Source organism: Shewanella kaireitica (genome assembly GCF_023284045.1).
In the GTDB taxonomy this organism is placed as follows: domain Bacteria; phylum Pseudomonadota; class Gammaproteobacteria; order Enterobacterales; family Shewanellaceae; genus Shewanella; species Shewanella kaireitica.
On sequence record NZ_JAKIKQ010000001.1, the window covers coordinates 170431 to 197429 of the forward strand.

The 26999-nt window shown below is 44.2% G+C and carries 23 protein-coding genes and 1 riboswitch; of the genes, 10 read left to right on the forward strand and 13 right to left on the reverse strand.

The genetic code is table 11. The features are described 5' to 3' along the window. Positions 1-217 precede the first annotated feature (217 nt). The 7 genes from panC to sfsA all read right to left on the reverse strand — a co-directional run bounded on the left by panC (position 218) and on the right by sfsA (position 6261). Positions 218-1066, reverse strand: coding sequence for a pantoate--beta-alanine ligase (panC, locus tag L2730_RS00680; protein ID WP_248972825.1), 849 nt, complete (start codon positions 1064-1066; stop codon positions 218-220). A 60-nt stretch (positions 1067-1126) separates the two neighbouring features. Beyond that, the gene (gene panB, locus L2730_RS00685) at positions 1127-1921 is read right to left on the reverse strand and encodes a 3-methyl-2-oxobutanoate hydroxymethyltransferase (protein ID WP_248972826.1); all 795 of its coding nucleotides are present in this window, start codon (positions 1919-1921) and stop codon (positions 1127-1129) included. Between the two features lie 128 nt (positions 1922-2049). Further along, on the reverse strand, positions 2050-2541 hold the full coding sequence (gene folK / locus L2730_RS00690) for a 2-amino-4-hydroxy-6-hydroxymethyldihydropteridine diphosphokinase (RefSeq protein WP_248972827.1): 492 nt from the start codon (positions 2539-2541) through the stop codon (positions 2050-2052). Continuing rightward, on the reverse strand, positions 2541-3842 hold the full coding sequence (pcnB, locus tag L2730_RS00695) for a polynucleotide adenylyltransferase PcnB (protein WP_020914368.1): 1302 nt from the start codon (positions 3840-3842) through the stop codon (positions 2541-2543). The genes folK and pcnB overlap by 1 nt, the downstream gene beginning before the upstream one ends. Before the next feature lie 180 nt (positions 3843-4022). Beyond that, on the reverse strand, positions 4023-4901 hold the full coding sequence (gluQRS, locus tag L2730_RS00700; protein ID WP_248972828.1) for a tRNA glutamyl-Q(34) synthetase GluQRS: 879 nt from the start codon (positions 4899-4901) through the stop codon (positions 4023-4025). A 51-nt stretch (positions 4902-4952) separates the two neighbouring features. Continuing rightward, the gene (gene dksA / locus L2730_RS00705) at positions 4953-5396 is read right to left on the reverse strand and encodes an RNA polymerase-binding protein DksA (protein WP_020914366.1); all 444 of its coding nucleotides are present in this window, start codon (positions 5394-5396) and stop codon (positions 4953-4955) included. Positions 5397-5556: 160 nt separating this feature from the next. Beyond that, positions 5557-6261, reverse strand: coding sequence for a DNA/RNA nuclease SfsA (gene sfsA / locus L2730_RS00710; protein WP_248972829.1), 705 nt, complete (start codon positions 6259-6261; stop codon positions 5557-5559). 225 nt (positions 6262-6486) lie between these two features. Here sfsA and pepB point away from each other — a divergent pair, with 225 nt between their 5' ends. Then, a complete protein-coding gene (pepB, locus tag L2730_RS00715) occupies positions 6487-7764 on the forward strand; it encodes an aminopeptidase PepB (protein ID WP_248972830.1) in 1278 nt (425 codons plus the stop codon). Between the two features lie 226 nt (positions 7765-7990). Next, complete coding sequence (locus tag L2730_RS00720) at positions 7991-8893, forward strand: winged helix-turn-helix domain-containing protein (protein WP_248972831.1); 903 nt, start codon at positions 7991-7993, stop codon at positions 8891-8893. Between the two features lie 475 nt (positions 8894-9368). On the opposite strand, the gene L2730_RS00725 is transcribed toward L2730_RS00720, so the two are convergent. Next, complete coding sequence (locus L2730_RS00725) at positions 9369-9680, reverse strand: hypothetical protein (protein WP_248972832.1); 312 nt, start codon at positions 9678-9680, stop codon at positions 9369-9371. Positions 9681-9754: 74 nt separating this feature from the next. After that, on the reverse strand, positions 9755-10300 hold the full coding sequence (thpR, locus tag L2730_RS00730) for an RNA 2',3'-cyclic phosphodiesterase (RefSeq protein WP_248972833.1): 546 nt from the start codon (positions 10298-10300) through the stop codon (positions 9755-9757). 132 nt (positions 10301-10432) lie between these two features. On the opposite strand from thpR, the gene hrpB reads away from it, so the two are divergent. Together hrpB and mrcB are read left to right on the forward strand one after the other, a co-directional pair. Further along, complete coding sequence (gene hrpB / locus L2730_RS00735) at positions 10433-12943, forward strand: ATP-dependent helicase HrpB (protein ID WP_248973167.1); 2511 nt, start codon at positions 10433-10435, stop codon at positions 12941-12943. Positions 12944-12968: 25 nt separating this feature from the next. After that, positions 12969-15338: a penicillin-binding protein 1B gene (mrcB, locus tag L2730_RS00740; RefSeq protein WP_248972834.1), complete on the forward strand. Its 2370-nt coding sequence runs from the start codon at positions 12969-12971 to the stop codon at positions 15336-15338. Between the two features lie 52 nt (positions 15339-15390). Here mrcB and L2730_RS00745 read toward each other — a convergent pair whose 3' ends face one another. Beyond that, the gene (locus tag L2730_RS00745) at positions 15391-16143 is read right to left on the reverse strand and encodes a hypothetical protein (RefSeq protein WP_248972835.1); all 753 of its coding nucleotides are present in this window, start codon (positions 16141-16143) and stop codon (positions 15391-15393) included. A 397-nt stretch (positions 16144-16540) separates the two neighbouring features. Between L2730_RS00745 and L2730_RS00750 the strand changes: the two genes are divergently transcribed. From L2730_RS00750 to L2730_RS00765, 4 genes are all read left to right on the forward strand, one after another. Continuing rightward, positions 16541-17443 (forward strand): LysR family transcriptional regulator, encoded by a 903-nt coding sequence (locus tag L2730_RS00750; RefSeq protein WP_248972836.1) that lies wholly within the window; start codon positions 16541-16543, stop codon positions 17441-17443. A gap of 139 nt (positions 17444-17582) precedes the next feature. Then, positions 17583-19457 (forward strand): alkyl sulfatase dimerization domain-containing protein, encoded by a 1875-nt coding sequence (locus L2730_RS00755; RefSeq protein WP_248972837.1) that lies wholly within the window; start codon positions 17583-17585, stop codon positions 19455-19457. Positions 19458-19609: 152 nt separating this feature from the next. Then, positions 19610-20314: a glutathione S-transferase family protein gene (locus L2730_RS22020; RefSeq protein ID WP_248972838.1), complete on the forward strand. Its 705-nt coding sequence runs from the start codon at positions 19610-19612 to the stop codon at positions 20312-20314. A 121-nt stretch (positions 20315-20435) separates the two neighbouring features. Continuing rightward, positions 20436-21206 carry a class I SAM-dependent methyltransferase gene (locus L2730_RS00765; RefSeq protein WP_248972839.1) on the forward strand — a complete coding sequence of 257 codons (771 nt, stop codon included), beginning with the start codon at positions 20436-20438 and terminating at the stop codon, positions 21204-21206. Here L2730_RS00765 and L2730_RS00770 read toward each other — a convergent pair whose 3' ends face one another. The 3 genes from L2730_RS00770 to L2730_RS00780 all read right to left on the reverse strand — a co-directional run bounded on the left by L2730_RS00770 (position 21207) and on the right by L2730_RS00780 (position 23766). Further along, on the reverse strand, positions 21207-21980 hold the full coding sequence (locus L2730_RS00770) for a PepSY-associated TM helix domain-containing protein (protein ID WP_248972840.1): 774 nt from the start codon (positions 21978-21980) through the stop codon (positions 21207-21209). It abuts the gene before it with no gap. After that, on the reverse strand, positions 21977-22510 hold the full coding sequence (locus L2730_RS00775; protein WP_248972841.1) for an FMN-binding protein: 534 nt from the start codon (positions 22508-22510) through the stop codon (positions 21977-21979). The genes L2730_RS00770 and L2730_RS00775 overlap by 4 nt, the downstream gene beginning before the upstream one ends. 77 nt (positions 22511-22587) lie before the next feature. Beyond that, complete coding sequence (locus L2730_RS00780; protein WP_248972842.1) at positions 22588-23766, reverse strand: porin; 1179 nt, start codon at positions 23764-23766, stop codon at positions 22588-22590. 466 nt (positions 23767-24232) lie between these two features. Here L2730_RS00780 and L2730_RS00785 point away from each other — a divergent pair, with 466 nt between their 5' ends. Together L2730_RS00785 and L2730_RS00790 are read left to right on the forward strand one after the other, a co-directional pair. Continuing rightward, positions 24233-24940: a DUF3581 domain-containing protein gene (locus L2730_RS00785; protein WP_248972843.1), complete on the forward strand. Its 708-nt coding sequence runs from the start codon at positions 24233-24235 to the stop codon at positions 24938-24940. A gap of 347 nt (positions 24941-25287) precedes the next feature. Then, a riboswitch (glycine riboswitch) is annotated at positions 25288-25418 on the forward strand. A 206-nt stretch (positions 25419-25624) separates the two neighbouring features. Then, the gene (locus L2730_RS00790) at positions 25625-26998 is read left to right on the forward strand and encodes an alanine/glycine:cation symporter family protein (RefSeq protein WP_248972844.1); all 1374 of its coding nucleotides are present in this window, start codon (positions 25625-25627) and stop codon (positions 26996-26998) included. Position 26999 lies beyond the last annotated feature (1 nt).

Below are 26999 nucleotides of genomic sequence, written 5' to 3' on the forward strand. Positions count from 1 at the left end.
CTAGAAAGATAAAACCAGTTTTTTGACGCCGGATTAGGATGAGAAATTATGTAGTTAAGCTAGATAATACGGAGTTTTATAGCTGATATTTGTGTTCAGAGTTCAAAATATTGACATATAACCAAGCCTATTTGGTGAGATTAAATCGGCTGTAAGCAAAGCCATAAAAGCGATTGCTTAATAAGGCTCGAGCCAGCTGGCTTGAGCCTATGAAGGGCTACTTAAGTTTGACGACTAGGTTATCGATTAAGCGTGTTGCGCCCATATAAGCGGCGACTAAAATGACCAATTCTGCATCACTGCTTGAAGGCTTGCTAAATGTTTTTGCATTACGAATATCCAGATAATCGTTATCAAATCCCGCTGCAGAAATTGCTTGCTTCGCAGTGCTGATAACCTCGTCAGTTTGTATGCCAGCGCGAAGCTCTATCGCCATTTTGTCTAAGGTTTGTTTGAGCACTGCTGCTTGCTGCTTTTGCGCTGCAGTTAAGTAGCCGTTGCGTGAGCTCATTGCGAGGCCTGAATCTTCGCGAATCGTTTCTACACCGATAATTTCAATCGGCATAGAAAGATCTTCAACCATGGTCTTAATGACTAACAGTTGCTGGAAGTCTTTTTGTCCAAAAACAGCAATATCGGGCTGAACAATATTAAACAGCTTACACACTATTGTGGCTACGCCGCGAAAGTGGCCTGGACGGCTTTCACCACATAGCTGATCTGAAATAAGCGGCACTTCAACAAAAGTTTGTGCTTCCATTCCCTTTGGGTAAATAATGCTCGGTGTCGGCGTAAATAGTAGTTCAGCTCCTGCTTCAACTAATGCACTTTGGTCATCACTAAGGGTTCTTGGATAAGCATCAAGATCTTCATTCTGACCAAATTGCATGGGGTTGACGAAAATAGAAGCGACTACGTGATCGGCGCGTGATTTTGCTTCTCTAACTAATGTGAGATGCCCTAGGTGTAAATTACCCATTGTAGGGACAAAGGCAACAGTCTCGCCTTTCAAGCGCCATGCAAGGACTTGCTTGCGAATAGCGCTAATTGATTCGGTGGTGATCATGATTTTACTGCTCTAACACTGACAAAAATTAAATTGTTGAAATACCTTTAACTAATCGTTTTAGTTAAAGGTATGCTCTTCAGCTGGAAAAACACCTTGAGCGACTTCGTCAATATAGGCGCGAACCGCACTGCGGATTTCGCCTGTTTGCTTGAGGTAGTTTTTAGAAAAACGTGGAATGTAACCACTAGAAATACCGAGTACGTCGTGCATAACTAAAATTTGACCATCGGTATCTGCGCCTGCTCCAATACCTATCACTGGTATCGTTAAGGCTTCGGTAATTGCTTTTGCTAGTGGTGCAGGTATGCACTCTACCACGAGTAACTGCGCTCCTGCGGCTTCTAGTGCCTTGGCTTCGTCGAGAATGCGCTGGGCATTATCTGCATCACGACCCTGAATTTTGAAACCACCAAAGACATGCACTGATTGCGGCGTTAACCCCAAATGAGCGCAAACTGGAATACCGCGCTCGGTAAGCATTTGAACGCTCTCAAGTAACCAGTGGCCACCTTCAACCTTGACCATGTTGGCACCAGCTTGCATCAGCGTGGTGGCGTTAGTCATGGTTTGTTCTGGTGTGGCGTAACTCATAAAAGGCATATCAGCGATTAGCAATGCGCGTTCAACGCCGCGGCGAACACAGCGAGTATGGTAGGCAATATCATCAACGGTGACAGGCAGCGTATCGTTATGTCCTTGAAGTACCATTCCCATAGAATCACCGACTAATAGCACGTCAACGCCTTCGCTATCGAATGCGTTTGCAAAGCTGGCATCATAGGCCGTTAATGCAGTGAACTTCTTGCCTTCACTTTTGAAGGTTCTCAGTGTGGAACTCGTAATTTTGGACATAGTGGTAATTTTAAAACCTAAATTGTGAAGTTGTTATAAGCCAAGTAGCTCCGAACTTCAATGATCATGGAGTCAAACATCTGTACTAATGTGGACAGTCTATCAAAAAACAGCCATGAAAATGAATTCTATAGCTCGGACTGCTGTGCCAGCTGCAATTCGGCAACTAAAGCGTCGGTTATCAAACTGCTTAACGGTACTTCATCTGGTAGTACGAGTGTTGGAGATAGATCAAATAACGGTACTAATACGAAGCTGCGTTGCTTCATTCCGTAATGAGGCACTACTAGTCGAGGCAGATTTATCTGTTCACTTCCATACAGCAGCAGATCCAAATCTAAGGTTCTGGGCCCCCAACGCAACGTTCTTAATCGACCTTGTTCATTTTCTATCTTTTGCAGTGCATCGAGGAGAGCGAGGGGAGCGAGATCAGTTTTAAAGCCGGCGACAGCATTAACATAATCAGGTTGCTCAACGTCACCCATTGGCACTGAACGGTAGTAAGGCGAGACGCTAAAAGAGGCTTCTTCGGCAATGCTCAACAATGCTCGGCAAGCATTGTTGAGCTGCTCGATGGGTTGGCTTAAATTAGCCCCCAATGCAACATAGACTTGAATCATTATTCAGCAGGCTTAGGTGCTGCTTTTTCTGAAGGCTTACGGCGACGGCGTTGAGAGTTGCGGTTACGGCCGCCTTTGTTAGTCGATTTTGCAATAACATTGCGTTGATCTTCACTGCCTTCAACAAAGCTCTTCCACCAGGCCGCATTCTTGGCGACAGTTCCACCTTCGGCCTCGCCACGCAGCAAGAGTAGATCGTAAGCTGCTCTGAACTTAGGGTGCTCTATAAATTTAAACGCTTTGGTGCCTTTATTGCGTTCAAAACGGAGTTGCAGTTGCCAAATATCTTTGGTCACAGTGCTAAAGCGGCGTGGAATGCTGATTGAGCGGCACTGCTGTTCCATGATATCGCCCATGGCTGCAGTGTAGGCGTCATACAAGCTAAGACCACTTTCTAAAGCTATATCGTCAGCTCGCTGGGTGAGTGGATACCAAAGCATTGCTGCATAGAAAAATGCAGGAGTGACTGGTTTTTCCTGCTCAATACGCGAATCGGTGTTTTCCATCATCTCTTGTAGCAGCTTAGCTATCGGCCCATGTGGGGCTTCATTTAACTGCGTATCAACAAGTGGAAACAGTGGCGCAAATAAACCAAAGTCACGCATCATATTGTAGTTTTGTGCAGCTTTACCGGCGAAGAACAGTTTTAATACTTCTTCATACATGCGTGCTGCTGGAATATCTTTCAATAGTGGCGCTAATTCTTGTATCGGGTCGGCTGCTGCAGACTCAATGCTCATATCGAGCTTGGTGGCAAAGCGCACTGCACGAAGCATACGTACGGGATCTTCGCGATAGCGAGTCTCTGGATCACCAATAAGACGAATAGTGCGCGATTCTAAATCTTGTAGTCCACCACCATAGCTATGAATAGAGAAATCACTAATATCGTAGTAGAGTGCGTTAACCGTAAAGTCACGGCGTTCAGCGTCTTCATCAATTGAGCCGTAGACGTTGTCACGCAGTAGGCGACCTGACTCGTTAGTCTTGGAGATCTTTTCGCCGCTATCCACGTGATGACCACGCAACGTTGCCACTTCAATAACATCACGGCCAAATACAATGTGCGCGAGACGGAAGCGTCTACCGACAAGGCGACAGTTACGGAATAGGCGTTTTATCTCTTCTGGTGTCGCATTAGTCACGACGTCAAAATCTTTTGGTTGCATGCCCAATAGAATGTCACGCACACCACCACCGACTAAGTAAGCTTTAAAGCCTGACTTATGCAGTCTGTAGAGAACTTTGATCGCATTTTCGCTGATCTGTCTACGAGAAATTGAGTGCGCTTTTCTAGGCACAACTTCTAAACTCAGACCTTCCTGAGTATCTTCTTCAGCTTTTGAACTATCATCAAATAACTGTTTACAGAATTGGCTTATACGGCGAAAAATGGGACACCTCTGATTTGGATCTTAACTTAGGTAAAAACAAGTGGGCTATGATAACTCAATTAAAGCTCAATGAGTATACGATTAAGCTCACGTAACTAACAGGATCTCAGATTGCTGAGGTACCTGATTCAAATTGAACTGGTCAACGGCTTGCTCTAGCATCAAACGAACATCTGTTTCCGTATCGACTTGCGGTTGCCCTAAAAAGGCTAATGCCGCGTTAATACTGGCTTGCGGTTTAATGATATCAATCGCTGCGGCATGGTTTTGTTTGGATAACTTACGGCCTTTTTCTGCACAGGCTAGCGGCAGGTGCAACCAATCAGGACTCGGGTAATTTAATAGCTGAAATAGACTTATTTGGCGACAGGTAGGTTCGAGCAGATCCGAGCCTCTAACGACCTCAGTGATCTGTTGATGAATATCGTCTAGAACCACTGCCAACTGATAAGCGTAAAGGCCATCGCTGCGTTTAATGATAAAATCTTCAGCGGCAAATTGGCTATCGACAGAAATTATGCCTTTTAGCTGATCTTGGAACTGTGCCACGCCATATCGGTTCCGAATGCGAATTGCTCCGGTTGTATGGGGCTGAATACGTGATCCACATCGGCCATCATAACTGCCACCCATTGCCTTAATCTCTTTACGAGTGCATTGGCAGTAGTAGGCATTATCGGTTGCAAGTAATTGGTTAATTTGTTGCTGGTAAACATCGAGTCGCTGACTTTGGTAAAACACTGTGCTGTCCCAGTGCATACCATATGCTTCGAGCGTTCTGAGTATTTGATCGTTAGCACCTTCAATTTCACGCGGTGGGTCGATATCTTCAATACGCACAAGCCATTGGCCGCCCAAAGAGCGGGCACGCAAAAAACTGCCGAGGGCAGCAATCAATGAACCAAAATGAAGTGGACCAGAAGGGGACGGTGCGAAGCGACCGATATAGGGTGTCGAGTTAACCATGACGAAAAGAACAAAAGAGCGGAGCTTTTGCTCCGCACCTTATGATAGCGTTTAACCCGCCATCTGCTTTTCTTTGATCTCTGCAAGTGTCTTACAGTCGATACACTGATCGGCTGTTGGACGAGCTTCCAGACGGCGAATACCGATTTCGATACCGCAAGAGTCACAGAAACCAAAGTCTTCTTCTTCGATTTTCTGTAGTGTCTTTTCAATCTTCTTGATTAGCTTGCGCTCTCTATCACGAGCACGCAACTCTAAACTAAACTCTTCTTCCTGGGCAGCACGATCGACAGGATCTGGGAAATTGGCTGCTTCGTCTTGCATGTGATTAAGAGTACGATCGACTTCTTCACGCAATTGGTTACGCCAAGCTTCAAGAATTGTTTTGAAGTGAGCAGACTGCTCCTCATTCATGTACTCCTCACCGGGTTTTTCCTGGTAAGGTTCTACACCTGCGATAGCGAGCACGCCGAGTTTTTTAGTGCCTTCTGGCATAACGCATCTCCTGTTAATCATTTGCGTTGTAGGGCGTCTGTATAATAACGGGCGCTATCTATATCAGAAACCCACGATATAGGCAAATAATTTGTGTTATCTGGACTCTATTCTTTGACTATGTCCGCTATTAAGAACAATTTCAACTGTATATTCTGAATTAGAGTTTAACCGGGCAGGATTTAACCAAACTCGCTGCTATGGGTGACATGTCAGCACTATACGCTAACACCTCCACTCCTGTTGCATGGGCTTCACTGAGTAATTTGGCATATGCAGGATCAATATGTTCAGCTGCTTTGACTGAGTGTATTCCTGTATGCTGAACAACAAACAGCAATACCGCCCTGTGCCCTTGCTCAACCATCTCCATTAATTCACGTAAATGTTTTTGACCACGAGTGGTGACAGCATCTGGAAAATAGCCTTGTCCGTTTTCCAGTAGGGTGCAGCTTTTGACTTCTACATAGCAGTTAGCTTGTGCATCGCTGGTTAATAATATGTCTATGCGGCTATTTTCACTGCCATACTTCACTTCCCGGCGAAGCGACTTATAGCCTTGAAGCTCCACTATAATGCCGTTATTAATTGCTTCTTCAGCTAAGGTATTCGCTCTGCCCGTATTAATGCCAATAATATCACCGTCAGGAGTTTGGGCTTGCTCCCAAGTGCGACTGTACTTGCGCTTTGGGTTGTCAGAGACTGAAAACCACACCTTGTTACCTGGAAATAAACAGTTGCGCATTGAACCAGTATTTGGGCAGTGAATGGTGACTTCATTGCCATCTTCTAGAGTGATATCGGTTAGAAAGCGCTTATATCGTTGAATGAGCAGTCCGCTCGAAAATTCAGGGGTGAATTTCATCTCTACTACCAAATTAAAACTGATTTAGCGTTAGGTTAACAGAGTTCGTAAGTAGGATATGAGAAATATTCATTAGGGTGAGTTTAGTTTTTGCTCGCTTGTACTCTAAAATATCCTCAGAAAATACTGGCTTTAGAAATCAATAGCGATCCAGTAAACTCAGCTGAAAATAATAAGCGAGTCGAGGGCACCACTGCTGATCGATTCATATTTTAAGGACCGAAAATGACGGATTTAATGCAAGTTACCCTCACTCAAGATGCACCCGCTGCACATTGGGGCAAAGCCAATGTTACTTTTCAAAATGACGTGGCTTCAATCCATATTAAAGCTGGCGATATTCAGCGCCAAGTTCAACAGGCTGCTCGTAAACTGCAAAGTCAGGGCGTAAGCGCGGTAGCTTTGGAAGGTGAGTTATGGACTGTTGATTCTCAGTGGGCATTTGCTCAAGGTTTCGCGACGGCTCAAATCAAACCAAAAATTCAGTGGACCGGCGATGATGCGAGCAAAAAATTGCTTAATGATCGCTTAGAGAGCGCTAGCTTTGCCCGTGATTTAATTAACGAAACGCCTGAAAACCTGTCTCCTATGGTGTTAGCGACTCGCGCTGCTAACTGGCTGAGCGAAATAGGTGGCGATAAAGTCAGCTATCGCATTATAGAAGGTGAGGAGCTGCTGGAGCATCAGTGGATAGGTATCCATGCAGTAGGCCGTGGTAGTGAGCGCCCACCTGCTTTGCTAGAGGTCGATTTCAATCCGTTAGCAGCAGATGCCGATGTGTCAGTTGCTCTTGTAGGCAAAGGTATCACCTTCGACTCTGGTGGTTATAGCATTAAAAGCTCAGAAGGTATGCTGGGAATGAAGTGCGATATGGGTGGAGCTTCTACAGTTACAGCAGCACTTGGTTTAGCCATAAAATCAGGCTTGAACAAGCGTGTTAAATTATTCCTATGTTGTGCTGAAAACTTGATCAGCGGGCATGCTTATAAGTTGGGCGATATCCTGACTTACAAGAACGGTGTCACCGTAGAAGTGGTGAACACCGATGCAGAGGGGCGTTTAGTACTTGCTGATGGTTTGCAGGCCGCTTCAGAAACTGGCGCGCCACTTATTATTGATGCTGCGACACTTACCGGTGCTGCGTTTATGGCTGTTGGGACTAATTACAATGCTATCTTCTCGCCACAAGCGGAAGTTCTAGCGTTGGCTCAACAAAAAGCGATTGCAGCAGGTGAGCGTGTATGGCCATTACCGCTGGACCCTTGGCATATGGAAAGTTGCCCAAGCCCATATGCGGATACGGCAAATAGCCGTGCTATGAAAGGTGGTGGCGCAGGTGGAGCATCTAATGCTGCTGGTTTCCTATGGCGTTTTGTTACTCCAGAAGCTAACTGGTTACATATCGATTTAGCGTCAGCGTTTTCAGATTCTGGCGATTCATTATGGGCTGCGGGCGGCACTACCCATGGCGTGCTGACAATTGCGGGTTTACTGGAAGATTAGAGTAGCAAAAGCTAAACTAAAGCCACCTCAGAATAGGTGGCTTTTTAGTATTTATAGCACTAAGTGTAAGCCCTTTCAAAAGTGATCCTCTTTAGTTTTGGTATTGAAGCGATATTCTGTTGAATTTTAATCGCGGTGAAACCCATTATGCTGAAAACAGTCTTTGCCAAACCTTTTTTATTGTTGCAGTATTGTTAATTAGTGCTTAAGTATTGGTTTGCCGTCCATGAAATTGAGTTTTAGTGAATTTACCATCGATAATGAAGCTGCGGAGCTACAGGTTAATGGCAATGTTTTTGCCTTAGATGATCGCAACATTGCACTTATCCAACTGCTTTCTAAGCATTATCCTGAACACTGTTCAAAGCAGGATTGTTTAGATAATATTTGGGTTGGCACGGTAGTATCAGACATGTCTTTGTCAAAGCTAGTGTCTGATACACGTAAAGTGTTTAGCAAGGCTGGATACTCTGGGCCCCTTATTCAAACGGTCCACGGTCGAGGATATCGACTTGAGCATACGTTGGGCAAACAGCTGTCAAAAGCACATCCAGCGGCCAAACCCTCAATTACACCACAAGATAAGCCATCATCAGCTCCTTTTGTAGAGCGCCGTAAAAATCCTGCGCCAACTTCTTGGTGGGAAGTTTTTGCTAAGGTGTTGGTTGCACTAATTTTAGTTCTCGGCTTATTATTTCAGTTTTGGCAAGGTAATGACCATCAACATGAGCCAACGACTGCGGCGCGTGAGCTAAATTATAGCGAACCCAAGGCTGCGCTAGGTAGAGTATTGTGGGTGGACGATCATCCTGAGAATAATTTAGTTGAGAAGGCTTATTTGGAGTCTAAAAACGTTGGCGTTTATACCACTGTAACCTCAGAAGAAGCATTAATGCTGTTATCCATGTATAACTATCAAGCGATCATTTCTGATATGGGGCGCCATGGAGATTCATTGGCGGGACTGAAATTGTTACAGGAGGTTCGTGCGGCTGGTTACGACATCGACTTTTACCTATACACCTATGTTGATTCCCCTGGTGTCAGTGATGCTATTTTTAAAAGCGGCGGACAAGCTGTTGTTATCGATAGTGATACACTGTATCAGTTGGTATTAGCTCACTTTTAGACAGCCTTACTTCACTTTGTGGCAGTGCTTGTTAGTACCACAAAGGGCATGCTATTAATTATTGTTTTCTGCCAACAAACCCACCATCAATATTAGCCATAATCTTTAACTATCAACTATTTGAACCTCAATTCAGACTATTGAATTTAGATTCAAAACAAAAAACTGCCAAAAAGCGAAATTTTATCCGATTGAATTTAAATGATTTAATTTAAATTCATAATCTTTCAAACAAATTCAAGTTATCTCAATGGGCAATTAGCAATGCCTATGGTATCTATATGTTTAACAAGTGATTAAAGCTTTAGCGCAAAACCTTCCTTGATAGTTTAGTACACCAAAATTGATGGTGTATCCGATTAAGCAGTATTAATAGTTCTTCGATTAGCCACCTACGCTTAGGTGGCCTTTTTTTGTGTTGAAATTGGGTTAACTGTGATTGAGTTAGCTGTAATTGAATTAACGATAAAGCTGCCTAATCAGAAAAACCATCTTGGATAAATAGGTGTTTAGTTTGATTAAAGTTTGCTTCGCTACAGTTTACAAAATCAATGGCAAACTGCGCATTGTCTAAGCGAAATTTCTCTATTTTTGCTATCTCATATTCATTCATCACGATATTCATCGCTTCTTGTGTCCATTCAGGCTCACCTTTACCAATCACAACTTCAGGCGGATCGTAATGAGTCACCATCCAGTTTTGCAGCTCTTCTGCTGTGATCTTGCCCTGTTTCCAAGAGGATAAAAGTTCGGTTAGCTGTACTTTAGTAATATCTGATGTCGTCATAATGGGTTCCTAATGTGCTAATGCGGCGTAGCTTAGCCTAATTTTACCAAGCTCAACAGTGGATTTGGGCGCTATTATGTCAACTGCCATGAGTGTAATATCGGGTACTCTACGCCATCTTTACCGGCAAATGATTCAAATAGGTGGAGTGCACTAGGTTGTAAAGTCAGTGCGGTATAACAAATACCGTCAACAGCAGCCTTGGCCTTTCTAGACAGGGTAATATGCGGGCTATAGTGGTATTCGCTTTGATGTAGCTTGAGTTTCTGCGCAATCGTTTGACTATCGTTTGCCATCGATAACAGGTTTGGGTCAGACGCCGTACCTTTAAGACAGAGTATTTTTGGCTTTTTCCAGTGTTCAATGCAATCTAAGTTGACCGTAAAACGCAGTTTACTCATCGCATCGATATTATTGGTGAGCGCATCGATAGTTTCATTGCTGGCATAGCCAAAAAATGCCAGTGTCATGTGTAAATTTCGACTAGGCACCAACCTAACATTTGCAGGAAGTTGCCGCTGAATGGCTTCAATCTGCTTCGTTTGTTCAGTGGAGAGTGCGAAGCCAAGGAAAACCCGCTTTCCCGCCACAGTGCTTATGTTGCGTGTGCTGTTAGTCATCAATCGGTACCACAATAAAGATAAACACCTTTGAGAGTTTAGCCTGTTAGCGCTTTTAGAGTACACTGCTTGGCAAACATTACTTTAGTATGGTGCGTTATACGCCGCCATAACGAGCCTCACTACAAAACAATGCCAGTAACTTCATTACCCATTCACAGCTTATTAGAGCCTATTCGCAGTGCTTTTAATCAAACGAATCAAGTGATACTTGAGGCGCCTACCGGAGCAGGAAAGTCAACGGCATTACCTTTAGCCATGCTAGATTGGGATGAGATAGACGGTAAGATCTTAATGCTTGAACCGCGACGAGTCGCTGCCCGAAATGTTGCCCAGTTTATTGCAAGGCAACGCGGTTGTAGTTTGGGGGCTGAGGTTGGCTATCGCGTTAGAGGGGAATCAAAAGTTAGCGATGATACCTGCCTTGAGATAGTGACTGAAGGTGTGCTGACGCGGATGATCCAAAGTGATCCTGAATTGACCGGCATTGCACTGGTAATATTCGATGAGATCCATGAACGTCATCTAACCACTGATTTAGGTTTAGCTTTGGCATTAGAGATCCAAGCGAGTTTTCGCGAGGACTTAAAGCTACTGGCGATGTCAGCCACCTTGTCGGGATTACCGTTAAGCGAGCTGATGCCTGATGCACTGACGCTCAGTAGTGAAGGGCGTAGTTTCCCTGTTGAGCAAAATTATCGCGCTGCTCCCACGCAATCATTGTGGCTCGATCATATGGCAAAAGTGATTATCGATGCGTTAAATACCCAACAACAAGGTTCACTGTTAGCTTTCCTTCCTGGGCAAGGGGAGATTAGGCGGCTACAAAGCTTACTTGCACCGCGTTTAGACCCCAACTTATTTGTTATCTGTCCGCTATATGGCAGCTTGCCTGCTAAGGCGCAGGATCAAGCTATTGCGCCGCCTGTAACAGGTATTCGTAAAGTGGTACTCGCCACCAACGTCGCCGAATCTAGTTTGACGATTGAAGGCATAACCCAGGTTATTGACTCAGGTTATAAGCGCCAAGCAAGCTTTAATCCAAGAACAGGAGCGACGCGGCTATCGCTTAAACGGATAAGTCAGGCATCTGCGGCTCAACGTAGCGGTCGAGCAGGGCGACTCATGGCTGGCTTTAGCACTCGACTGTGGAGCCAAGAGGAGCATGGGCGACTGATTAAGGCTGATGAACCTGAGGTCATGCATACTGATTTGATTTCGATGGTATTAGATGGGGCGTACTGGGGCGTTAAGTCTCTTGGCGAGTTACCTATGCTGACCCAACCGTCAAAAGCCAATGAAGAGGTAAGCTGGCAGTTGCTCCGCTCGCTTGAAATGGTTGATGATAAACGGGTGATTACCGCTCATGGTCGTGCTGCTTATGAACTGGGTTGCCAGCCACGTATTGCGCATATGCTGCTTAAAGCGCAGCTTTTATCAAAGCAAGAGGGTGATAATAATCTAGTGATGCTTGCTGCTATTTTGGCTGGCACTTTAGAGGCTAGAGGCCGCAGCCGTAAAGGCAGTGATATCAGCCATTATTTTCAAGAAGCTTTAACATCGGAGCCTGCCAGGCAGATCCGTCAGTGGCTTAATAGCTTAGATGTTCGCAGTGGCTCCTTACAAGCTCTATCAATGGTCGCAAGGCAGGCTGCTAGTGATGATATTGCCATGCTGTTAGCTTTTGCCTATCCCGATCGCATTGCCAAGCAGCGCGGCGCAAGCGGCTATCAGTTAGCAGGTGGTACGGGCGTCGAGTTAGCGAACGATGATAGCTTGTCAGGGCAACCCTGGTTAGTGGTTGCTGACTTTCAAGAGAGTGAAGGGCGAAGTAATGGCAAAGTCTATCTTGCTGCCACGCTCAATGAACAATTATTTGCTGATCAATTGTCGAGCTTAGTGGATATTATTGAGTACTGTGGCTGGGATAACACTAAAGGGCGATTTTTCGCCGAGCTACGACGTAACGTCGGTCAAATATCCCTCAGTAAAACCCCTGTTAAACAGTTAGACAAAAAGCTAATTAAAAATGCGATTGTAGAGCAGGTCGAACTCAACGGCTTAGCATTACTGAAGTTTGATGAACGTACAGAGCAGTTGCGCTATCGAGTGGCGATTGCCAGCGACCTAGATAAATCGCATGATTGGCCAAGCTTAGATGACGAAAGCTTAATTGCATTATTGGATGATTGGCTAAAGCCCTATCTTGATGATGTGCGCAGTTTGGCACAATTACAGCAATTAGATTGTTATACTTTGCTGCTTAATTTAATGCCTTGGGCTACCCAACAGCACTTAGACCGAATATTGCCAATTAAATGGCCCATGGCCACCGGTACACATGCCAAGATAGAGTATGACGCTCAGAAGCGTGGACGGTTAAGTGTAAGGTTGCAAGAGGCCTTTGGTATGCAGCAGAGCCCTCAGTTAGTTAACGGTAAGTTAGTGCTTACTATGGAGCTGCTGTCTCCAGCTAGGCGACCTTTGGCATTAACGGCTGATTTAGCGAGTTTTTGGCAAGGTCCATATGACCACGTAAAGAAAGAGATGAAGGGCCGATACCCAAAGCATCTCTGGCCTGATGACCCGGCAAATACACAGCCCACCAAATTTACTAAAAAGAAGACCTTTAGCTCACAATAGTGTTGAGCTAGGCAGCGGAACAGTAATGACAGATAAAGCGACACCAAAACCTAAAAAAACCACCAAGCGTCCAGCGGTAAAAAGAGTATCAGCCGGCAAAGGTGGTAAAAAAAGAGCCACTAAGAAATCTCCCCCAAAATCGGGTTGGGGCCGTAAAATATGGTCTATAACTTGGAAACTTGGCGTTATTGCAGCTGTGGTTGTTGCTGCTTATGGGATCTATTTAGATCAAATTATTGCACGCAAGTTTGAAGGGCAAAAATGGCATTTACCTGCGCAAGTGTTTAGCCGCTCTATGGCACTTTATCCTGGAGCTGCAGTTAGCCACGGGCAGTTGATGTCTGAGCTAAAACTACTGGGCTATCGTAAAGTGGCTAACCCGCGCCAAGTGGGAGAGTTCTCTGCTTCAAAAACCAAAATCGATCTATGGCGTAGACCGTTTTTACATCCTAAAGGTGACCAAACAGAACAAAGAGTGATGATCTCCTTTGACTCGAACGGCATAAGCTCTGTGGCAAGAAGCAGCGACCAACGTCAGCTCGCAGTCTTTCATCTAGAACCCGTACTACTGGACAGAATTATTACCGGGGACGGCGAAGATAGATTATTTGTGGCGGCGGATAAGATGCCACAAGCGATAATTGATGCGCTTATCTTAGTTGAAGATCGCAGCTTCTATGAACATCACGGTGTTAACCCTTTTGCCATCTTGCGCGCGGCCATGGTGAACATCAGTGCTGGTCGGACAGTGCAGGGTGGCTCAACTTTGACGCAACAACTAGCGAAGAACTTTTTTCTATCTAGCGAACGTTCACTAACACGTAAATTACGTGAAGCTTTAATGGCAATCATAATCGACTTTCGTTATGAGAAAGATGAGATCCTCGAAGCCTACTTAAATGAAGTTTACATGGGGCAAGATAAGGCGCGTGGCGTCCATGGTATGGGGCTCGCATCGCAATTTTATTTTGGTCGACCAATAGGTGAACTAACCCTACCTCAACAAGCATTTTTAGTGGCGGTGATTAAAGGCCCTTCCTATTATAACCCATGGCGATACGAAGAGCGTGCACAAAAGCGTCGTGACTTAGTGCTTAGGTTATTAATGGAAGCGGGAGAGCTAAATGTAGCCCAATATGAAGCCGCGGTTGAATCACCATTAGGATTAAGAAAGTCCGATAAACCTGTACACCAAAAACTGCCGGCGTTTTTCGCCGTTGTTAAGCGTGAGTTAGCTACGCGCTATGGTGATTCGCTGCTGCAACAGTCTGGTATTAAGGTCTACACCACACTTGACCCTATGGCGCAGGAGGCGGCTGAAAAAGCGGTGAAACAGACCCTTAAGCAGCTAGGTAAGAATGATGAATCCTTGCAAGTAGGCATGGTGCTGACCGATAAATACTCAGCGGGTATTGCCGCAATGGTCGGTGATAAGGTACCTAGCTATCAGGGCTTTAATCGCGCAGTTGAGATAAGACGACCTATAGGTTCGTTAATCAAACCATTTGTGTATGCCACAGCGCTTAATCAACCGAAGAAGTACACCTTAGCAACGCCTTTAAAGGATGAGCCTATCACCCTTAAAAATGGCCAAGGTAAAACCTGGTCACCGCAAAACGTTGATAGAAAATTCCGTGGCCAAGTGCCGCTATTAACTGCGTTTAAAAAGTCGATGAACGTGCCGACCGTAAACTTGGGAATGGCTATTGGTGTCAGTAGCGTGGCTACGACCTTAGACAAAGCGGGTTGGAAAGACAAGATCTCTGAGTACCCATCAATGCTACTTGGCGCAGTTAATGGATCGCCACTCATGGTGGCGCAGGTGTTCCAGACCGTTGCAGATAATGGTCGTTATCGCCATTTAAACTCAGTTACCACGGTGCTAGATGAGGATAATCAACCGCTAGTTGCATCTAAGCGGACTGCGACACAGGCGATTCCGGTTGCCAGTAATTATCTGGTCAAGTATGCCATGACACAAGTGGTCGACAATGGCACTGCTAAACGCTTGGGTAACGCTTTCCCCCGAGTGACACTTGCGGGAAAAACAGGTACCAGTAATGATTCACGTGATTCATGGTTTGCTGGTTTTGATGAGCGAAACGTAGCGGCTATCTGGGTTGGTCGTGACGATAACGGTAAAACAGGCCTCTATGGCAGCAGTGGCGCGATGGCAGTCTATCAAGCGTTTTTAAATAACCGTCCTCCGCTGAGCCTGCGTATGGCGCCTGTTGATGGTACGGTTCAAGGTTATTTTGATCGTAATAGCGGCGCAGCCAAACAAGCAGATTGTGGCAATGTGATCAAGGTTCCTGCTTTAAGGGAAAGCTATCAGCCGGTTGCCAATTGTGGTGAGCCGCTGCCGTGGTGGAAAAAGTTGATTGGCGGCGAGTAAATTAACAACAGCTACTCCTTTGCCTTAAAGGAGTAGCTGCTGTTGCTTAATGTTAGATCCAGCTTTGCTCAATAGCGGTTGAAAAAGCGGCGGAGAAGTTGGACAAAATAGCGCTATGCCCAGCAGTAAACGCTTTAAATGATGCGTCAACAGGCACAGTTTGATCACTGCTAGTAACACTGACTGCAAGTACTGGGAATAACACTGTGCTGGCGCCATTGACTAAGTCTTGTGCTGCAGTTATTGAATATTGATCATTGCTAAGGTTGGCAGTAGATACATTGGTTAGCTTAGAGCTTGTCACTCGCTTTATCACTGCGGAATTCACTAATTTTGCCAGTGATTCTTCAGCGTCATTAACTACATCAGCAGTTTCTATATCAGTAGGTTCCACCCAAGTATATTCATAGCCATCATTAAATTGGTAGCTGCGGTTATTTTCAAATTCAATTCTGGCTGCTGTGTTGTCGACTGGCAGATGAAAAATAATACGACTAGCATCCGTACTTTTGGCGTAATCATTTTTCTGCGTTACATTATTATAAGTATATTCAAATCTGATTTCTTTCTGGTTGCTCTCACTGCTGAGAACGCTAATACACTTAACACTGATCTCCTTAGTCGCAGTACAGAGTTGAGTGATAATAGCCTCTGATAAGCCTAATTGCAGCGCATCATTTTTGAAGTTTTCATCAATTACGGTTTCATCACTATCGTCTGGATGTAATATATTGTCGATGTATTCACAGCCGACTAAATTCAAACAGAGCAAACTTGCTAGCAGTATTTTAACTTTTGCATTCATTCCTTGAGTACTCTTTCTAACTGATTAATTTGACGATAGCGACAATTTAGCATTGTTTTTATTAGTAATAGTAGTGATAAATACACTTATTGAATATAGAGGCGAAACTTCCGCTTTCGATAGCTGTTAGAGTCTAGATAGTCGAAGTTCTGCTAACCTAGGCGTTATTGAGTCAGTATATTGTGACTGTAGACAGAAACACTCATTACTAGATTACTTTACGTGAGTCATTGCAAACTGACGGCAGATGCTTATACCAATTGAGATTTCTATGCCGAAAGGAATAAGGCTTTATACTATTGCTATAGGTCTTTTTATAGGCCATTTAAAAGTGGCAGTGATTCATTACTAATCTGAGGCATTAGCTTATTGTTAGCTGCAGAATAAAGAGGTAAAAATGGATTTAAATCTGTTGAAAACGTTTGATGCGGTGATGAATGCCCGCAGTGTAAATCTAGCTGCTGAAGTACTAGGGATTACCTCTCCAGCGGTTAGCCAAGCATTGAATCGGCTCAGAGAACAATATGAAGACCCACTATTTGTGAGAGCAGGACGAGGAATACGGCCTACTAATTTTGCAGTAGAGCTTCATGCTGAAATACAACAACCCTTGTTGCAATTAGTCAACGGCACGCAATCTCGTCACCTTTTCAATCCTGAAACCAGTCAACGAAAGTTCAGAGTCTCTAGCCATAAAGATCTGGATCTAATGCTGATCCCAAGTCTGGTTAAGTATCGCCAAAAAAAGGCGCCCAATACTAAATTTATTGCCGACATTGAACACGATAGTGAAGAGTCTAGGCAAGATGATCTAAGGATGAGAAAAGTCGATATTATTATATCGACGGTGCAATTCGAAGAGCATGGTTATCATAACGAATTGCTTTTCAAGCAAGATCTCGTTGTAGCGCTAAGCCGTGAGCACCCAAGAATTCAGGGGGAAATTAGTGAGGATGCTTTTTTTGCTGAAGAACACATTCTTTGGCAAACAAAAAGAATGGACCGCTATACCCTCAACTCAGTGGCTGCTAAACATTTACCCTCAAGAAAAGTCGCTTATTCAACTGGATCTGCGATGACAGGGCTTAACTTAGTGGCTGACACTGAATGGTTATGTGTCAGTTCACGTTGGCATGCTAACCAAGTGGCTGTGACGGGGCGAATACAAGTGCTGGAGCTGCCATTTGAAACCCAGCAAGTACCGGTTTATATGACTTGGCACCATTCGCAACATAAAGATCCTGGCCATCAATGGTTAAGAGAAGCAATATTTAGCACAAGCACAGCCCTATATGGTTAGCAAACTTTACGTCTTAATCATAAGTAAAGCTTAATAGTTGTTTAAGTTTTGCACTATCGATACTGTGGCTATTAGTTATTAATATCTCCCTCATCAACGGGCCAAATGGTTGAGTCCGTCACTTTGAGAGAGTATTACTATGTTTAAATCTAACGTCATCGCAACATCAATTTGTGCAGTACTATTAGCTTCTTCAACAACGAGTGCATTTGCTGCCAATACCGACTTAGTTCGTAGCGCCGACCCGTCTTTTTTCACAAACGCGAAAGTGCAGAGCCATTTGGCTAAAGTGGTTTGGCAAGATGAAGCGCATAATAAAGCTTACACCGAAAGCTCTGACATGATCCCTGTGGCAATGACCGAGTTTGCTAAGCAAATGGCCCCTAAAATACAAGAGATTGCAGCGGGTAAGCTGTATTCTATTTCCGGCTTTCAATTGGCATCAACGTTAGTTGCCGTAGGTGATGACGGATTGATCATTGTTGATCCTGGTGAAAATGACACGGCGGCCAAAGCTTCTATGGATGCGTTTAGTCAATTTTCTAAATTACCTGTTAAGGCTGTTATATACACCCATCGCCATCCTGATCATGCCTTTGGTGCTGCTGGTTGGGGGGTTACTGAAGAGCAAGTTAAGTCTGGTGAGGTTAAGATTATTGCTTCAGATAACTTTATCCCAAATCTTGTTAGTGATGTCGGAGTTACAGGTACGATTCTTACCCAGCGTACTGCTTATGCCAGCGTATATTTACCTAAGGCACCAGCAGGGCGCCCAGCACATTTCGGCTTAGGCCCAACCTTTACGGCAGGCCCTGTTTCGTTCTTCATGCCAAATGTCTTAGTGAGTAATGATCAGCCATTAAAAATCACAGTCTCGGGCATCGATATGGAAGTGTTTGGTGCATACGGTGATGCAGGTGATGATGAAATCGATATCTATTTCCCTCAATTTAAGCATGTTCATGGTAGCGAAACGATCCAAGGTGAAACCTTCCCTAATCTATATACGCTGCGTGGTACTAAATATCGTGATGTACAGAAATGGTATGAAGGTATCGACCACTTGTTAGCTTATTCGGAAAAGGCCAATACCTATAGCGGTTCTCATATGAGAGCATGGGTGGGGCATGACTTTATTAATCAACGCATTACTAATTATCGCGATGCTATTCAATATGTACATGATCAGTCTGTTTACTACATTAATCGTGGTATTAAGCGTGATGAACTTGCTGAGAAAGTTATCTTGCCAGAGAATTTAGCCAATGATCCTTGGTTAGGTGAGTACTACGGTACCGTTGCTCATTCAGTGCGTAATATTTATAACGGTTACCTAGGCTGGTGGGAAGGTGATGCGACTAAACTTGCTCGTCCTGCTGTAAAAGAGATGGCTCAAGACTATGTTGATGCCATGGGCGGTGAAGCAAATGTGATTAAGATGGCGCAAAAAGCTGTTGATACGGAAAACTATGGTTGGGCGGCTGAAATTTTAACTCATGTGAACAACGTCGACCCAGCAAATATGGATGCGCGTAACTTAAAGGCCGAAGCATTACGTGAGTGGGGTTACAAGCAAACCAATATTTACTGGAGAGGATTTGCCGTTGCTGATGCTGGAGAACTTGACGGCACGTTAGATCGCTCGGTTGCTTGGGATTTTGCTAATCCAGCTATTGTGAAAGTACTACCTACAACCAAGATTCTAGCAACGCAGCGTGTGAACCTGAATGCTGAGCGCGCCAAAGGCCAAGAGTTATCTATCAATATTAAGGTGTCAGATACTGGCGAAGTGGCCAACTATACCGTACGAAATGAGATTGCTATCTTCTCGCTAAAACAGGACCCCAATGCTGATGCTACATTAACAGGTAATAAGTTAGAAATGTTGGGGTACTTCACAACGGGTGATGCTAGCAAAGCTCAAATATCGGGTAATAACAAGTCAGTCGAAACCTTCTTCAGCTTATTTGACCACAACAAGGCAAATGACATAAACCTAGTTTTACCAAACTAATTAGTGTGTAAAGGATGAAAACGGCTCTTAGTGAGCCGTTTTTTGATTGGCGGTTAAGCTTGTTGTTCATGGGGAGGCAATTATTTGCGTCCTTTCTCACTCAACTGCGTCTTAAGAGGTAATTAAACAATAATTTTCTCTCGGAGTTAGCCGTGATCAAACTTATCAGCTTTAAAAACTGTCCATTCGTTCAACGTGTGATGGGATCACTTGTTAGCAAGAGTATTCCTTTTGAAATCGAATACATTGAACTTAGCAATAAACCTCTATGGTTTTTAGATATTTCACCCAATGGCCAAGTACCAGTACTTATTACTGAAGATGAAACCGTATTATTTGAGTCTGATGCCATCGTCGAATACCTAGATGACAAATATGCGCCGATTGAACAGGTGTCGGCCGAACAAAAAGCGCTCGACCGTGCTTGGTCTTATCAAGCGAGTAAGCACTATATGGCTCAATGCGGCACTATGGGCAGCAAAGAGAAAGAAACTTTTGAAACACGCTTAGCTAAGCTATCTAAGTCATTCGCTAAAGCTGAACATAAGCTTGGCGACAGTGCTTTTTTTAAAGGCAGCACCATCTCTAACGTTGATATTGCGTGGTTACCGATATTACACCGAGCTGATGTTATTAAACGCTGTTCGGGTTTTGATATGCTCGATGGTTTCCCTAAAGTACAGAAATGGCAAGCCGCTTTGATTGAATCCGGTCTTGCAGACAAAACGGTACCGGATGATTTCGTTAAGAGCTTTAGTAATTTCTATTTGAAGAATACTTATCTGGCGAGTTTAGTCGATGGGGCTGAAATCAATGGTAAGGCTAGTTGCTGCGCGACCAGTTCATGCTGTGGTTAGTTGTTGAATATCATCGCCCTGTTATGCATCAGGGCGATATTTTTATTACATAGTATTCTTGCGCAGGAGTGTTATTTGAATCAGCATAGGCCTTGTTTCAACGAGCTGTGAGGAGTAATCATTGGATCTGTTTGAGGAATATCAAAAGCAACAAACTTGGCGAAATTGGGCGCGTTATCTACAGCATGTTCCTTTTAAAAGCAGTGACGTTGTCGTTGACCTCGGCTGTTCAGTAGGTGGGATGTCATCACTGTTAGCGTCTGAAGTTAAGCAGGTGGTTGGGATCGATTTAAATCTAAGCTTTATCGACTTCTGCCAGCGACATCAAAGTACCAAGCAAACTTTTATCTACTGTGATTTTGATAATATTGATTACCAGTCGTTGGCTGAGATTAACGGCGTATGGGCAAGTTTCTCGTTATCCTACCTACCTAATCCGCTTGATTACCTGACGAAGCTGTATTCGATTATTCAGCCTGGTGGCTGGATAGCCTTGCTTGATGTCGCATGTTTTATCTCTGCGAATCTCAGCATCGACAGTGCTTATTATGACAAGGTGCGTCAGTTTGAACTACAGTCGGCACAATCTGGGATCTATGATTTTAACTTCGGCGACAAAATGCAGCTGATGTTGCAGCAGGCAGGTTTTGAAATTAGCTATGTCGATAATGATGCTACCGACTTTGAACTTAACTTTTCAGGCGCTGCGCGGGCAGATGTGGTTCAAGGCTGGTCAGCAAGACTTGAGCGAATGCAAAAGTTACGGCAGTTGCTTGGCGATGATTATTCCGGTTTTTGTACTGAGTTGCTGGAAAACCTTCAATCGCCACAGCATCAACAAAGAGGCTGCGTTAAGTATGTTGTTGCCCAGAAGCATCATGCTACTGGTTAACTACTGTTTTTTGCGACGTTTCACTTTAGCGGGTTTCTGTTGCAACCAAATATAACAGCCGGTTAATGACATGATGATCAGTGCCAGTGCGACCAGATCCATCAACCAAGGGCCTAAATTGCCAAAGAAGCGACCGCTGTGTAGATCCAGTAATACCCTCTCCCAATGTAGTCGGCTGCTACGGATTTGCTCGGCGGCCTCAGAGTTATCAGTACCTTCTAGTGGCGTAATCCAAGGAATTGCCGCTAACGGCTGTGCAGGTGACCAATCAATCAAATCACTATCAGCAACAAATACTCCAGCTTGAGTTTTAAGCCATAGGTTTTGTTGTAACCCTAATGCTTGAATATGGGAGGGGAGACCTGTAGCACTGTCTTGGGTTTCCAGCAATTCGCCGCTTGAGGACATTAAATACAGATGGCTTGCATCGATAGCAACCAGCATATTGTTATAGCGAGTTACTGCTAATACTAGGCTGTTTGCTTCGAGTATGAGCTGATTGTCTAGCCAGACTTGATTGCCAGCGCTAATGAGTTTCTTTGGGCTTTGTTGATAAAAGCTTATCTCTGTGGGTGCTTTAATACCATAGTAATCGAGTAACCAGCGCTGTTTTACTTGGGCTGTATCGAGCGAAAGAGCATTACTGTGATTAATGAGCACCCCTGAAACGGCAATAAAGATGACCAAGAGGGTGGAAAATATCCCAATCCTACGGTGCCAAGGGCGTAATTGTCGTAACAGTTTGACTCTAAAGCTGGGGTGTTTGCGCGTCATTCTTTATCTTTATTTATCACATAATCATCTAGATACAGGGCAATGCGCGATAACTTAGTTAACGCTCTAACTGATAATGTTGCACCTGTTATGCCATCAATATGCGTATCAAGTTGTAAGTCTTGCTTGAGTTTGGCTGATTTAAACTGATCAGTAAAGAAATCATGTCTGACTTCGTCGCCGCGACTCTCTCTATATACCAGTACTTTTGTTTGGGCAATCGCACTGTCTTTGACATGAATGCCGACTGTGATGGGGGATTCTTTGCCAATTTCATCCATGATCCATACGCTTTCATCTGTTTGTTGCCAGTAGCGTAGACGCATCTTTTTAAAGCTATGGGCAAGAATAGATTCAATGGCTTGTTTTGCGGTATCGTCAATCCAGAATACTTTTGCTTTTGGCACTTCAGCATTAAAAGCTTGGCCAATGAACTCTTCTGGTGTTTGATAGGTCCCTCTAGCGTTTACTGTAGCGCTCGTCAGTGAGCAACTTAATAAGACAGATAATACAACGAGGGGTAGTTTCATATTGCGCTAGCTCGTGTGAGATAAAATGAATGAGTGCTCAAGTTTGAGCACTCATTTTTAGGTCAGTTTAGTTCAAATTAGAACTGGTACCCAACACCTAAGTTGAATCCGTCAGCGTCTTTAGCACCGCCAACTTTTTCGTAGTCAGCTTTAAATACTACGTTTTCGTGCAACCAGTAGTTAATACCTACATTGGTTTGCTCAATTTTGGTATCGTCGCTGTTACCTGCGTTGTTGTCATACTCGTTGTAGCGAGCAAATAGGCCAAAGCTATCATTGAACTTATAAGAAGGCTCAATGTACCAACCATTTTGCTCGTCACGTCCTAAAGCTTCGGCTTCTTTACCATCGATATCCCACTGTGCGTACAATGCTTTAACAGTGAAACCTTGGATAGAATAGATCGCGTGTGCAGAAAGCAATGTTGCAGATGCAGTATCAACGCCACCAGTACTTTGAGTTAGATCTGCTTGATATTGTGCAGTTGCAGCAAGCTCAAGACCAGGCACTGCTGTGTACTTAACTCGTGCCGTATAGGCAAGATCTGAAGCATCAGCTTTGGCTACCTTTTGACGGCCGCCACGAATGCTATAAGTTTCATCAACTTTAAGACCTGAAGTAATCGCACCATCGAAGGCTAAACCTGGAGCTGCTTTTAAGTTAAGTGCAGCACCCGCTTCCCACCAAGTTGCTGGGATGATGTTTTTCTCAACTGGGTTACGCTCAACACCGTAGAATGCTGGTGGCTCGTGAGTTTCGTTAATGATACCAACTGGCATCAAGAATAGACCCGCTTTACCAACGAACATGTCGTTAAAGTCATGCTCAATATAAGCTTGCTCTAGCTCTACTTCACCTGGCTTGTCGTCACCTGAAAGGGCGTGTTCAATTTCTAATTCAGAGAAGAAACGGGTGCTTTCTGTGAACTCATGACCAAAGAAAAGTACGAAGCGATGGAAATCGATAGCTTTCTTATCTTTACCAGACTTGTTGTCAGTGATGTTGTTGTAATGAAGCTCACCGTAACCACCGATTGTTGTGGCACTCTTTGACTCAGAAGCTGACTCTTCTACTACATCAGCGGTTTTCTCTACACGCTTTTCAGTTTCATCAAGACGCTTTTCAAGATCTTGTAGAACTTTCTGTTGCTGCTCAATAATCTTACGTAGCTCAGCTGTTTCATCAGCAGCATAAGCTCCTTGAGTTGCGAACATGCTAACTAGCGCAGTAGCAAGTAAGGTTTTCTTCATCATCATTCTATCCCTTTGTTATGGCGGGTTGTAAAATTTGTGGGGATTTTACCAACTGATTAACATAATGCAAATTATTCTCATTTAAATTATGATTTAGATCAACATTTGTAAAGTGTTTGTGGCTATTTATATAGCCTTGCTTTTACTGTGGTTATATCTATTTCAATGTAAAACAAAAAGTTATGTCAGTTTTTTACGTTTGTGGGAATTGCTGCTATTTTCTTTACATTTAAGTATTTAGTGACAATTTGCAGCTAGTTGGCATGAAAAAGTAGTGATATAGGCAGTTACTAATGTGAATTGATTTAGAACTAGTCGTGTCTTTAGATAACTTTTGGTTATATAAAGACAATAGATGCTCCTTTGTGCGCACCACAAATAGGCAGATGAAGTCATCGGGTGAGTCAAATTTCAATCATGGTATACAATGCTCAGCCACTTTGAAGGTTAACAAGATTGTTGAGTGATTATGTTCCTAAGTTCTTTCTTTAAAAAAGCAGACCAATCAGTTGTCATTGCTCCAGAACAAGCAAGCGAGTTTGCTAAAAGCGTTGCCCATGATTTCAATCCAATCCATGACGTTGCCGCAAAGCGTTTTTGTGTGCCAGGTGATCTGCTCTTTTCTTTAGTATTAAATGAATATGGCCTAAGCCAGAAAATGACCTTTAACTTTGCGGGTATGGTAGGGGATGGCGTTAAGCTGCAGTTCCCTGCAGTCGTTGAAGAAGATTTCGATATTAGAGATGACAAAGATAAATGCTACCTAAATGTACACCGTAGTGGTGACGTTCGTCATTGTGATGTACAAATCGAGTCTTTTATTCGCAAGTATGTGGCGTTCTCAGGCCTTAACTTTATGCATATTTTGGTGCCGATGATGAAGCAGCGCCAAATGATGATTAACCCTGCAAGACCATTAGTCATTTATGAAAGCATGTCTTTTGACTTAACGACGCTTGATTTTACCGAGGTTGAGTTGACCTTGGTTGAACAAGACTTAAAAATTGAAGGTAAGCGTGGCGATGTCACTTTAACTTTCGAGCTGCACAGCGGCGAAAAGTTAGTGGGTACCGGAATTAAAACTTTGGTGATGAGCGGCCTACGCCCCTATGTTGATGATCAAGCGCAGCAGATGTTTGATAAGTATGAAGAGCGTCGCCTCAGCTATGCTGGCTAAGCAATAGCGCTTAACTTACCATCAGACAGTCGTCAATGATTGTTGATAAACCGACTAATGACACTGGTGATTAGTCGGTTTTTTGTTTTAAAGCGATGATTAAAGCAGCAGCCAATCCCATTTGACTTTGTGAGTGAATAAACTGTGAACTGGCTCACTTGAGGCTAACCGTTAGATGACGCATTCTGTTTGACCCATTTGCTTTTATATAAAAGCGAATGGGATCCGTTCGGATGAAGGTAGCAGGAGAGTGGGGAGTAACCCCACACCGACGAGGCAACTTTGTTAACGCTTAGGCTAAGCAAAGCACTCTTTCAGGTGCCACTTATGTGGTGAGGACTGTTACTGGACGAGCCTCTGGAGAGACTGTGAGCAAATAAGCGTTCGTCAGCTTGATTGTCACACAGCGCCGAAGGCGAAAGTGTTAGCATTTTTTTGCTAACGCGAAACGCTCAGGCAAAAGGACAGAGGAGAGGATGACTGTGTTAACTATTATCAAATCGATATTAGTCACTGTTGTTTGCCGCTGCGCCTTTTCTAGCCTCTCTCCAGGCGGATAAACCGTTTGCTGCACACGGCAGCACGCTACACCAGCCATTTCTTTTCCTCCTCCGATTATTAATAACTCCTATTTCAAGCTGTTTGAATATAGCGAGTTCTGTTGTTTAATACTCGAGGAATACCATGAATTTTGAAACACTGCTAGCCGATATCAACGCCATTGTTTGGGGGCCTATCACCCTTTGTTTGTTGGTGGGTACCGGTCTTTATCTCACTATCCGATTAAAGCTTATCCAAGTTTTTAAACTGCCTTTAGCACTGAGCTTGCTGTTTAAGCCTGCAACTGGCAAAGGTGATCTGTCTTCTTTTGCCGCGCTATGTACCGCGCTGTCCGCAACCATAGGCACCGGTAATATAGTCGGGGTTGCTACCGCGATAAAAATTGGTGGCCCTGGTGCGCTGTTTTGGATGTGGTTAGCGGCATTTTTTGGCATGGCAACCAAATATGCTGAATGTATGCTGGCGGTTAAATATCGCACTACTGATGCTCGCGGCAATATTGCAGGTGGCCCAATGTATTACATTGAACGAGGGCTAGGGCTTAAGTGGTTGGCAAAAATATTTGCGGTATTCGGTGTTGGTGTGGCTTTCTTTGGCATAGGTACCTTTGCCCAAGTTAATGCGATTAGCGATGCGATGACTATCGCCTTTGACGTACCTGCTTGGACAACAGCCATCGTGCTGACGCTAATGGTTGCTGCGGTAACTTTAGGTGGCGTCAAGCGTATTGCCAATGTGGCGCAAAAGCTGGTACCGACAATGGCACTAGGCTATGTGTTGGCGTGTATTTGGATTTTGGTACTGTTTGCCGATCAGATAATGCCCGCACTCCAACTCGTGGTGCACTCGGCCTTTACACCGATATCGGCAGCGGGTGGTTTCTTAGGGGCGACGGTTGCTCAAGCATTACAAATTGGTATTGCTCGAGGGGTGTTCTCCAACGAATCTGGTCTAGGCAGTGCACCTATTGCGGCAGCGGCAGCTAAAACCAATGAGCCCGTTGAGCAAGGCATGGTGAGTATGACGGGCACATTCTTTGACACCATTTTAATCTGTACCATGACAGGTTTAGTGCTGATTATTACCGGTGTTTGGAGTGGTGATACTGCGGGCGCAGCCATGACCAGCGCTGCATTTGCCGCCGGAGGCTCAGCGATTATAGGTCAGTACGTGGTGACCATTGCCTTGGTTTGTTTCGCTTTTACTACTATTTTGGGCTGGCATTATTATGGCGAGCGTTGTTGGTACTACCTAACAGGTAAGCATCTAGGTGAAAAAGGCATTAAGTTATATCAGCTGACCTTTCTTAGTTTAATTGCGGTTGGCGCCTTTATAAAACTTGATCTTATTTGGATGCTAGCCGATACGGTTAATGGTTTAATGGCTATTCCAAATCTAATTGCGCTTATCGGTTTAAGACATGTGATTATGGCGGAAACCGACAAGTACTTTGCTAAGCGACGTGCAGCTGTGCTTGATGAATTGCGCGTTCAATAGT

Bases quoted from the DNA above. Each gene is read 5' to 3' on its own strand.
- L2730_RS00790 (WP_248972844.1), top strand. From the start codon at position 25,625: ATGAATTTTGAAACACTGCTAGCCGATATCAACGCCATTGTTTGGGGG.
- L2730_RS00750 (WP_248972836.1), top strand. From the start codon at position 16,541: ATGGATTTAAATCTGTTGAAAACGTTTGATGCGGTGATGAATGCCCGC.
- hrpB (WP_248973167.1), top strand. From the start codon at position 10,433: ATGCCAGTAACTTCATTACCCATTCACAGCTTATTAGAGCCTATTCGC.
- L2730_RS00780 (WP_248972842.1), bottom strand. From the start codon at position 23,766: ATGATGATGAAGAAAACCTTACTTGCTACTGCGCTAGTTAGCATGTTC.
- L2730_RS00755 (WP_248972837.1), top strand. From the start codon at position 17,583: ATGTTTAAATCTAACGTCATCGCAACATCAATTTGTGCAGTACTATTA.
- panB (WP_248972826.1), bottom strand. From the start codon at position 1,921: ATGTCCAAAATTACGAGTTCCACACTGAGAACCTTCAAAAGTGAAGGC.
- thpR (WP_248972833.1), bottom strand. From the start codon at position 10,300: ATGACTAACAGCACACGCAACATAAGCACTGTGGCGGGAAAGCGGGTT.
- folK (WP_248972827.1), bottom strand. From the start codon at position 2,541: ATGATTCAAGTCTATGTTGCATTGGGGGCTAATTTAAGCCAACCCATC.
- sfsA (WP_248972829.1), bottom strand. From the start codon at position 6,261: ATGAAATTCACCCCTGAATTTTCGAGCGGACTGCTCATTCAACGATAT.
- gluQRS (WP_248972828.1), bottom strand. From the start codon at position 4,901: ATGGTTAACTCGACACCCTATATCGGTCGCTTCGCACCGTCCCCTTCT.
- L2730_RS00785 (WP_248972843.1), top strand. From the start codon at position 24,233: ATGTTCCTAAGTTCTTTCTTTAAAAAAGCAGACCAATCAGTTGTCATT.
- panC (WP_248972825.1), bottom strand. From the start codon at position 1,066: ATGATCACCACCGAATCAATTAGCGCTATTCGCAAGCAAGTCCTTGCA.
- L2730_RS00770 (WP_248972840.1), bottom strand. From the start codon at position 21,980: ATGACGCGCAAACACCCCAGCTTTAGAGTCAAACTGTTACGACAATTA.
- L2730_RS00745 (WP_248972835.1), bottom strand. From the start codon at position 16,143: ATGAATGCAAAAGTTAAAATACTGCTAGCAAGTTTGCTCTGTTTGAAT.
- L2730_RS00725 (WP_248972832.1), bottom strand. From the start codon at position 9,680: ATGACGACATCAGATATTACTAAAGTACAGCTAACCGAACTTTTATCC.
- L2730_RS00775 (WP_248972841.1), bottom strand. From the start codon at position 22,510: ATGAAACTACCCCTCGTTGTATTATCTGTCTTATTAAGTTGCTCACTG.
- mrcB (WP_248972834.1), top strand. From the start codon at position 12,969: ATGACAGATAAAGCGACACCAAAACCTAAAAAAACCACCAAGCGTCCA.
- dksA (WP_020914366.1), bottom strand. From the start codon at position 5,396: ATGCCAGAAGGCACTAAAAAACTCGGCGTGCTCGCTATCGCAGGTGTA.
- pepB (WP_248972830.1), top strand. From the start codon at position 6,487: ATGACGGATTTAATGCAAGTTACCCTCACTCAAGATGCACCCGCTGCA.
- L2730_RS00720 (WP_248972831.1), top strand. From the start codon at position 7,991: ATGAAATTGAGTTTTAGTGAATTTACCATCGATAATGAAGCTGCGGAG.